Source organism: Nocardia carnea (assembly GCF_029869215.1).
GTDB lineage: Bacteria > Actinomycetota > Actinomycetes > Mycobacteriales > Mycobacteriaceae > Nocardia > Nocardia carnea_B.
This window is the reverse complement of record NZ_JARWPM010000204.1, coordinates 1-9809: the sequence shown is the minus strand read 5'-3', so window position 1 is coordinate 9809 and position 9809 is coordinate 1. Positions and strand designations below refer to the sequence as shown.

General features: G+C 65.4%; 3 protein-coding genes. All 3 read left to right on the top strand.

The window, feature by feature from the left end; genetic code table 11:
- Positions 1-394 precede the first annotated feature (394 nt).
- Positions 395-1483 (top strand): ABC transporter ATP-binding protein, encoded by a 1089-nt coding sequence (locus tag QH276_RS14115; RefSeq protein ID WP_280400930.1) that lies wholly within the window; start codon positions 395-397, stop codon positions 1481-1483.
- Between the two features lie 541 nt (positions 1484-2024).
- Complete coding sequence (locus QH276_RS14110; protein ID WP_280406758.1) at positions 2025-5549, top strand: DNA-directed RNA polymerase subunit beta; 3525 nt, start codon at positions 2025-2027, stop codon at positions 5547-5549.
- A 112-nt stretch (positions 5550-5661) separates the two neighbouring features.
- Positions 5662-9615, top strand: a complete 3954-nt coding sequence (locus QH276_RS14105) for a DNA-directed RNA polymerase subunit beta' (protein WP_280400360.1) — start codon at positions 5662-5664, stop codon at positions 9613-9615.
- Positions 9616-9809: the final 194 nt, after the last annotated feature.

Sequence of the window (9809 nt, the reverse complement as noted above, 5' to 3'; positions counted from 1 at the left end):
AAGTAGGTGTGCGCGTGCCGAATCGACCCAGAAATACCCTTGGCGCTCGGCCGCCATATCGGCCGGAAGCCGGGTGGCCTTCGCGATGGATACTGCCCGGCCGGGCTCGGGGGGGGGGAATTGGTTTGGGTCTATTTTGGGCTCGTCTTTCTTTATAGGGCGGTGACGCTGGGGTTTCCCCCCGGTTTTCGCGTTCGGAGGCCGATGTCTGCCCGGTGCAGGTTAATGGCAATTCTGTGGTGTGTACCGACCCGGCGGTGGTTACTCTTGGGTCAGGTCGGCTGTGTTACCGGTCGCCCATGCGATACAGTGGCCGGACCCACTGTGACGTGACGCACCGCTACCGGGTCAGCGGTGCCGAGTGGGTAGCTCGCTGAGAAATGTGGAGGTTGGCGTGGGCGTCGAGGTCAGGACCGAGAGTGTAACCAAGTCGTTCGGTTCACAGCGGATTTGGCAGGACGTTTCTATTACCCTGCCTGCCGGTGAGGTCAGCGCGCTGCTGGGCCCGTCGGGCACCGGTAAGTCCGTATTCCTGAAGTCGCTCATCGGCCTGCTGCGGCCCGAGCGCGGATCCATTTTCATCGGTGATACCGATATCACCACCTGCTCGAACAAGGAGCTCTACGAGATCCGCAAACTGTTCGGCGTGTTGTTCCAGGACGGCGCACTGTTCGGTTCGATGAATCTCTTCGACAATGTGGCCTTCCCGCTGCGCGAGCACACCAAGAAATCCGAATCCGATATCCGCAAGATCGTGATGGAGAAGCTGGAGCTCACCGGTCTGCTCGGCGCCGAGGGCAAATTGCCCGGCGAGATCTCCGGCGGTATGCGCAAACGTGCCGGTCTGGCGCGCGCGCTGGTGCTCGATCCGCAGATCATCCTGGTCGACGAGCCCGACTCGGGGCTGGATCCGGTACGTACCTCTTATCTCAGCCAGCTGCTGATCGATATCAACGCGCAGATCGACGCGACAATCCTCATCGTGACGCACAACATCAACCTGGCGCGTACGGTGCCCGACAATATCGGCATGCTGTTCCGGCGCCAGCTGGTGATGTTCGGTCCGCGCGAGGTGCTCCTCACCAGTGACGAGCCGGTGGTCAAACAGTTCCTCAACGGCCGCATGATCGGCCCCATCGGTATGTCCGAGGAAAAGGACGAGGCCCAGATGGCGCGCGAGCAGGCGATGGTCGATGCCGGCCATCACCACGGTGGTGCCGAAGAGGTCGAGGGCATCATCCCGCAGATGAAAGCGCAGCCGGGTATGCCGGTGCGCCAGGCCGTGCAGCGGCGGAAGAACCGCGTCCGGGAGATCATGCACACCCTGCCGGCCGCGGCGCAGGCCGCCATTCGGGAATCGCTCGATCAGAACGATGAGACGATGGTGATGTCCTACAACTCCGGGCAGCAGCTCGGTGCGGGGGACCGGGGCAACGATTTCCCGGGGTCGGACTTCGACACCATGCAGTACCCCAAGGTGTGACAGAACTTACTGGCCGGAAACAGCGCGTCGGGTTTTCCCCGGCGCGCTGTTCGTTGTGCGGGTACCGCGGGGGGCGTGACCGGCGCGTCGGTGCGGCTCGCGCGGGGGTTTCGGCTGATCTTGTTGGCACCGGCGGATTCGGCAGACCGGCAGGTCGGCACGGGCACTTGACGAGTTTCGCCGGACCAGTCACGCTATTGGAGGCAGCTTCGGTTGCCTCGGTAGTGCACGACCACCGACGCCGAATCGGCTCTCGCCGGCGCGGCCGTGGCCCGGAACGCAGCCAGCGGAACCGGCCCGGCGCGTCAGCCGGACAGCGGTTCGCCGGGGTGGTACTTTGACACCTCCGTATAGGTAGGTGTAGGTTTGGACGTTGCGCTGGCTGCCTCCTGTCCATACCTTGATCGCACTACGAAAGTTCCACCCTTCCGGTGTTGCTTCCGTTGTTTGCTGTTCGAGTCTCGTTCGGGTCGTGACCAGCGAGAATCCCAAAATGTAGCAGACAAGCGACGGTCGCGGACCACCACGCGACGCGCGTGAGGTGCTGGAAGGACGCATCTTGGCAGTCTCCACCCAGACAAGCGCCAATACGAAGCTGGGAGTTTCCGGAGGTATCCCCGGGGCTCCGTTGCGGGTGTCTTTCGCGAAGCTCCGGGAGCCGCTGGAGGTGCCCGGACTTCTCGATCTACAAACGGAATCTTTCGCCTGGCTGGTCGGCACGCCGGAATGGCGCGAGCGGGCTGCCGCTCGCGGCGACGGCGGGCTGGTCGGCGGGCTCGAAGAGGTCCTCGAGGAGCTGTCGCCGATCGAGGACTTCTCCGGTTCGATGTCCCTGTCCTTCTCCGATCCGCGCTTCGAAGAGGTCAAGGCCTCCATCGACGAGTGCAAAGACAAGGACATGACCTACGCGGCGCCGTTGTTCGTCACCGCGGAGTTCATCAACAACAACACCGGTGAGATCAAGAGCCAGACGGTCTTCATGGGCGATTTCCCGATGATGACCGATAAGGGCACCTTCATCATCAACGGCACCGAACGTGTCGTGGTGTCCCAGCTGGTGCGTTCGCCGGGCGTCTACTTCGATCAGACGGTCGACAAGAGCACCGAAAAGGATCTGCACAGCGTCCGGGTGATCCCGAGCCGCGGCGCCTGGCTGGAGTTCGACGTCGACAAGCGCGACACCGTCGGTGTGCGTATCGACCGTAAGCGCCGTCAGCCCGTCACCGTGCTGCTCAAGGCCCTCGGCTGGACCAACGAGGAGATCGTCGAGCGGTTCGGCTTCTCCGAGATCATGATGTCCACGCTGGAGAAGGACAACACCGCCGGCCAGGACGAGGCCCTGCTCGATATCTACCGGAAGCTGCGTCCGGGCGAGCCGCCGACCAAGGAGTCCGCGCAGACCCTGCTGGAGAACCTGTTCTTCAAGGAGAAGCGCTACGACCTGGCCCGCGTCGGCCGGTACAAGGTCAACAAGAAACTCGGCATCAACGCCGGCGTCCCGGTCACCGGTTCGGTGCTGACCAAGGACGATATCGTCGCGATCATCGAGTACCTGGTGCGCCTGCACCAGGGCGACCGGACGATGACCGTCCCCGGCGGCGTCGAGGTGCCGGTCGAGGTCGACGATATCGATCACTTCGGTAATCGCCGTATCCGTACCGTCGGCGAGCTGATCCAGAACCAGATCCGCGTCGGCCTGTCCCGGATGGAACGCGTCGTGCGTGAGCGCATGACCACCCAGGACGTCGAGGCCATCACGCCGCAGACCCTGATCAACATCCGTCCCGTCGTGGCGGCGATCAAGGAATTCTTCGGCACCTCGCAGCTGTCGCAGTTCATGGACCAGAACAACCCGCTGTCGGGCCTGACCCACAAGCGCCGCCTCAACGCGCTGGGCCCGGGTGGTCTGTCCCGCGAACGTGCCGGCCTCGAGGTCCGCGACGTCCACCCGTCGCACTACGGCCGGATGTGCCCGATCGAGACTCCGGAAGGCCCGAACATCGGCCTGATCGGCTCGCTCGCGGTGTATGCCCGGGTCAACCCGTTCGGTTTCATCGAGACGCCGTACCGCAAGGTCGTCGACGGCCGGGTCACCGACGAGGTCGTCTACCTGACCGCCGACGAAGAGGACCGGCACACCCGTGCGCAGGCCAATTCGCCGATCGACGCCGACGGCCGCTTCATCGACGACCGCATCCTCGCCCGTAAGGGCAACGAGGAGATGGAGTTCGTCGCCCCGGGTGAGGTCGACTACATGGATGTCTCGCCGCGCCAGATGGTGTCGGTGGCGACCGCCATGATTCCGTTCCTCGAGCACGACGACGCCAACCGTGCCCTCATGGGCGCGAACATGCAGCGTCAGGCCGTGCCGCTGATCCGTTCCGAGGCGCCCGTCGTGGGCACCGGTATGGAGCTGCGTGCCGCGGTGGACGCCGGCGATGTGGTCGTGAACGAGAAGGCCGGTGTGGTCGAGGAGGTTTCCGCCGACTACATCACCGTCATGCACGACGACGGCACCCGCCGCAGCTACCGGATGCGTAAGTTCGCCCGCTCCAACCAGGGCACCTGCGCCAACCAGCGGCCGATCGTGGACGAGGGCCAGCGGGTCGAGGTCGGCCAGGTGCTGGCCGACGGGCCGTGCACCGAGAACGGTGAGATGGCGCTGGGCAAGAACCTGCTCGTCGCGATCATGCCGTGGGAAGGCCACAACTACGAGGACGCGATCATCCTGTCGCAGCGCCTCGTGGAGGACGATGTCCTGACCTCGATCCATATCGAAGAGCACGAGATCGACGCCCGCGACACCAAACTGGGCGCCGAGGAGATCACCCGGGATATCCCGAACGTCTCCGACGAGGTGCTGGCCGATCTGGACGAGCGCGGCATCGTGCGTATCGGTGCGGAGGTCCGCGACGGCGACATCCTGGTCGGCAAGGTCACGCCGAAGGGTGAAACCGAGCTGACCCCCGAGGAGCGGCTGCTGCGCGCGATCTTCGGTGAGAAAGCGCGCGAAGTGCGCGATACCTCGCTGAAGGTGCCGCACGGCGAATCCGGCAAGGTCATCGGTATCCGCGTGTTCTCCCGCGAGGACGACGACGATCTGCCTCCGGGCGTGAACGAGCTGGTCCGGGTGTACGTGGCGCAGAAGCGCAAGATCCAGGACGGCGACAAGCTGGCCGGCCGGCACGGCAACAAGGGTGTTATCGGCAAGATCCTGCCGACCGAGGATATGCCGTTCCTGCCGGACGGCACCCCGGTCGACATCATCCTGAACACCCACGGTGTGCCGCGTCGTATGAACATCGGCCAGATCCTGGAGACGCACCTGGGCTGGATCGGTAAGGCGGGCTGGAAGGTCGATGTGGCCACCGACGGCACCCGTCCCGACTGGGCGAAGGCGCTGCCGGAGGAAATGCTGGGTGCCCCGGCCGACTCCAATATCGCCACCCCCGTCTTCGACGGTGCCCGCGAGGAGGAGCTCACCGGTCTGCTCAGCTCGACGCTGCCCAACCGCGACGGCGAGCGGATGGTCGACGACAACGGCAAGGCGACGCTGTTCGACGGCCGGTCCGGCGAACCGTTCCCGTACCCGGTGGCGGTCGGCTACATGTACATCCTGAAGCTGCACCACCTGGTCGACGACAAGATCCACGCCCGTTCGACCGGCCCGTACTCGATGATCACGCAGCAGCCGCTGGGTGGTAAGGCGCAGTTCGGTGGTCAGCGTTTCGGCGAAATGGAATGCTGGGCCATGCAGGCCTACGGCGCCGCCTACACCCTGCAGGAACTGCTGACCATCAAGTCCGACGACGTGGTGGGCCGGGTGAAGGTCTACGAGGCGATCGTCAAGGGCGAGAACATTCCGGAGCCGGGCATTCCGGAATCGTTCAAGGTTCTGCTCAAGGAACTCCAGTCGCTGTGCCTCAATGTCGAGGTGCTGTCGTCCGACGGCGCCGCGATCGAGATGCGCGACGGCGACGACGAGGATCTGGAGCGGGCGGCGGCCAACCTGGGCATCAACCTGTCCCGCAACGAAGCGGCCACCGTCGACGATCTGGCGAACTAGGGCGTTGGCCGGGTGCCGTCGCCGATTTACGGCTCGGCACCCGGCCACCGCGTTCGAATTCCACTAGAGAACTTTTGCTCGTATTCGACCCGCACAGGGGAAAGGAAGTTACGTGCTAGACGTCAACTTCTTCGATGAACTCCGGATCGGCCTGGCCACCGCCGAGGACATCCGTAACTGGTCCTACGGCGAGGTGAAGAAACCGGAGACCATCAACTACCGCACGCTCAAGCCCGAGAAGGACGGCTTGTTCTGCGAGAAGATCTTCGGTCCCACCCGGGACTGGGAGTGCTACTGCGGTAAGTACAAGCGCGTCCGCTTCAAGGGCATCATCTGTGAGCGCTGCGGTGTCGAGGTGACCCGCGCCAAGGTACGGCGTGAGCGGATGGGTCATATCGAACTGGCCGCCCCGGTCACCCACATCTGGTACTTCAAGGGTGTGCCGAGCCGGCTCGGCTACCTGCTCGATCTGGCGCCGAAGGATCTGGAAAAGATCATCTACTTCGCCGCCTACGTCATCACCGCGGTCGACGAGGAAATGCGGCACAACGAGCTGTCGACCCTCGAAGCGGAGATGGAGGTCGAGAAGAAGACCGTCACCGATCAGCGCGACGCCGATCTCGAGGCCCGGGCGCAGAAGCTCGAAGCCGATATCGCCGAGCTGGAGGCCGAGGGCGCCAAGTCCGATGTGCGCCGCAAGGTCAAGGACGGCGGCGAGCGCGAGATGAAGCAGATCCGCGACCGCGCCCAGCGTGAGCTGGACCGGCTCGAGGAGATCTGGAACACCTTCACCAAGCTGGCTCCCAAGCAGCTGATCGTGGACGAGGTCCTCTACCGCGAGCTGCAGGACCGCTACGGCGAGTACTTCACCGGCGCGATGGGCGCGGAGTCCATCCAGAAGCTGATGGAGAACTTCGATATCGAGGCCGAGGCCGAGAACCTGCGGGAGACCATCCGCAGCGGTAAGGGCCAGAAGAAGCTGCGTGCGCTCAAGCGGCTCAAGGTTGTCGCGGCGTTCCAGTCCAACGGCAATTCGCCGATGGGCATGGTGCTCGACGCCGTTCCGGTGATCCCGCCGGAGCTGCGTCCGATGGTTCAGCTCGACGGTGGCCGGTTCGCCACCTCCGACCTGAACGACCTGTACCGCCGCGTGATCAACCGCAACAACCGCCTCAAGCGACTGATCGACCTCGGCGCGCCCGAGATCATCGTCAACAACGAGAAGCGGATGCTGCAGGAATCCGTGGACGCGCTGTTCGACAACGGCCGTCGCGGCCGGCCGGTCACCGGCCCGGGCAACCGTCCGCTGAAGTCGCTGAGCGATCTGCTCAAGGGTAAGCAGGGCCGGTTCCGGCAGAACCTGCTCGGTAAGCGCGTCGACTACTCCGGCCGTTCGGTCATCGTCGTCGGTCCGCAGCTGAAACTGCATCAGTGCGGTCTGCCGAAGCTGATGGCGCTGGAGCTGTTCAAGCCGTTCGTGATGAAGCGGCTGGTCGACCTGAACCATGCGCAGAACATCAAATCCGCCAAGCGGATGGTGGAGCGGCAGCGGCCGCAGGTGTGGGATGTGCTCGAAGAGGTCATCGCCGAGCACCCCGTGCTGCTGAACCGTGCGCCGACCCTGCACCGCCTGGGTATCCAGGCCTTCGAGCCGCAGCTGGTCGAGGGTAAGGCCATCCAGCTGCACCCGCTGGTCTGTGAGGCGTTCAACGCCGACTTCGACGGTGACCAGATGGCCGTGCACCTGCCGCTGTCGGCGGAGGCGCAGGCCGAGGCCCGCATCCTGATGCTGTCCTCGAACAACATCCTGTCGCCGGCGTCCGGCCGTCCGCTCGCCATGCCGCGTCTGGACATGGTGACCGGCCTGTACTACCTGACCCGCCTCGACGAAGGGGCCAAGGGCGAGTACCGGCCGGCGACCGCCGACGGCCCGGAGACGGGCGTGTACTCCTCCCCCGCCGAGGCGCAGATGGCGGTCGACCGCGGTGAGCTGACCGTGCGGTCGAGCATCAAGGTGCGGCTGACCGATCAGCGCCCGCCCAAGGATGTCGAGGCGGAGCTGTTCCCGGACGGCTGGCGGCGCGGCGATGCCTGGACCACCCACACCACGCTGGGCCGGGTGCTGTTCAACGAACTGCTGCCCGGGGACTACGCGTTCATCAACGAGCCCATGCCGAAGAAGCGGCAGGCGACGATCATCAACGATCTCGCCGAGCGGTATCCGATGATCGTGGTCGCGCAGACCGTCGACAAGCTGAAGGACGCCGGCTTCTACTGGGCCACGCGTTCGGGTGTCACCGTCTCCATGTCGGACGTGCTCGTTCCGCCGGAGAAGGCCGAGATCATGGAGCGCTACGAGGCGCAGTCCGATCAGATCGAGAAGAAGTACCAGCGCGGTGCGCTCGATCATCAGGAGCGCAACAACGCCCTGGTCAAGATCTGGCAGGAAGCGACCGAAGAGGTCGGTAAGGCGCTGCGCGCGCACTACCCGGCCGATAACCCGATCATCACGATCGTCGATTCGGGCGCCACGGGTAACTTCACCCAGACCCGTACCCTCGCGGGTATGAAGGGCCTGGTGACGAACCCGAAGGGTGAGTTCATCCCGCGGCCGATCAAGTCCTCGTTCCGTGAGGGCCTGACCGTTCTCGAGTACTTCATCAACACCCACGGTGCTCGTAAGGGTCTGGCCGATACCGCGCTGCGTACCGCCGACTCGGGTTACCTGACCCGTCGTCTGGTGGACGTGTCGCAGGACGTGATCGTGCGCGAGCACGACTGCGCCACCGAACGCGGCATCGTCGTGCATATCGCGGAGAAGCAGCCCGACGGCACGCTGATCCGGGATCCGCATGTGGAGACCTCCGCCTACGCCCGGACGCTCGCGTCCGACGCGCTGGACGCCGACGGCAACGTGGTGGTGACCAAGGGCGCCGATCTCGGCGACCCGGCCATCGAGGCGCTGCTGGAAGCCGGTATCACCGAGGTCCGGGTCCGCTCCGTGCTGACCTGCGGCACCGGTACCGGGGTCTGCGCGGTCTGCTACGGCCGTTCGATGGCGACCGGCAAGCTGGTCGATATCGGCGAGGCCGTCGGTATCGTCGCCGCCCAGTCCATCGGTGAGCCCGGTACCCAGCTGACCATGCGTACCTTCCACCAGGGTGGTGTCGCGGGTGACGACATCACCGGCGGTCTGCCGCGTGTGCAGGAGCTGTTCGAGGCCCGCGTGCCCAAGGGCAAGGCCCCGATCGCCGAGGTCTCGGGCCGGGTGCGGCTGGAGGACGACGATCGCTTCTACAAGATCACCATCATCCCCGATGACGGTGGCGACGAAGTGGTCTACGACAAGCTGTCCAAGCGTCAGCGGCTGCGTGTCTTCAAGCACGACGACGGCACCGAACGGCTGCTCTCCGACGGCGATCACGTCGAGGTCGGCCAGCAGCTGCTGGAAGGCGCGGCGGATCCGCACGAGGTGCTGCGCGTGATGGGCCCCCGGCAGGTGCAGATCCATCTGGTCCACGAGGTCCAGGAGGTCTACCGCTCGCAGGGTGTGTCGATCCACGACAAGCACATCGAGGTCATCGTCCGCCAGATGCTGCGCCGGGTGACGATCATCGATTCGGGTGCCACCGAGTTCCTGCCCGGTTCGCTCACCGAGCGTGCCGAGTTCGAGGCGTCCAACCGCCGGGTCGTCGCCGAGGGCGGCGAGCCCGCGGCCGGCCGTCCGGTGCTGATGGGTATCACCAAGGCGTCGCTGGCCACCGATTCGTGGCTGTCGGCGGCGTCCTTCCAGGAGACCACCCGAGTCCTGACGGACGCGGCCATCAACTGCCGCTCCGACCGGCTCATCGGCCTCAAGGAGAACGTGATCATCGGTAAGCTGATCCCGGCCGGTACCGGTATCAACCGGTACCGCAACATCCAGGTCCAGCCGACCGAAGAGGCCCGTGCCGCGGCGTACGCGGTGCCGTCCTACGACGACACCTATTACAGCCCGGAGGGCTTCGGCACCACCACCGGTGCCGCGGTCCCGCTGGACGACTACGGGTTCAGCGACTACCGGTAATCGCTGAGCAGCAGTAGCACGTCGGGCCCCCCCCCGGTGGGGGGGGGGGGGGGGGTGGGGGGGGGGGGCCGGGCGGTGGGGTGGGGGGGGGGCCCCCCCCGGGCGGCGGCCCGCCGGGGGCCCCCCGGGGCCGTTAAAGGGGTGGTGGACGGTACGCCGCGGTTCCCGGCGTCGCCGTACTAACACCGCAAGGT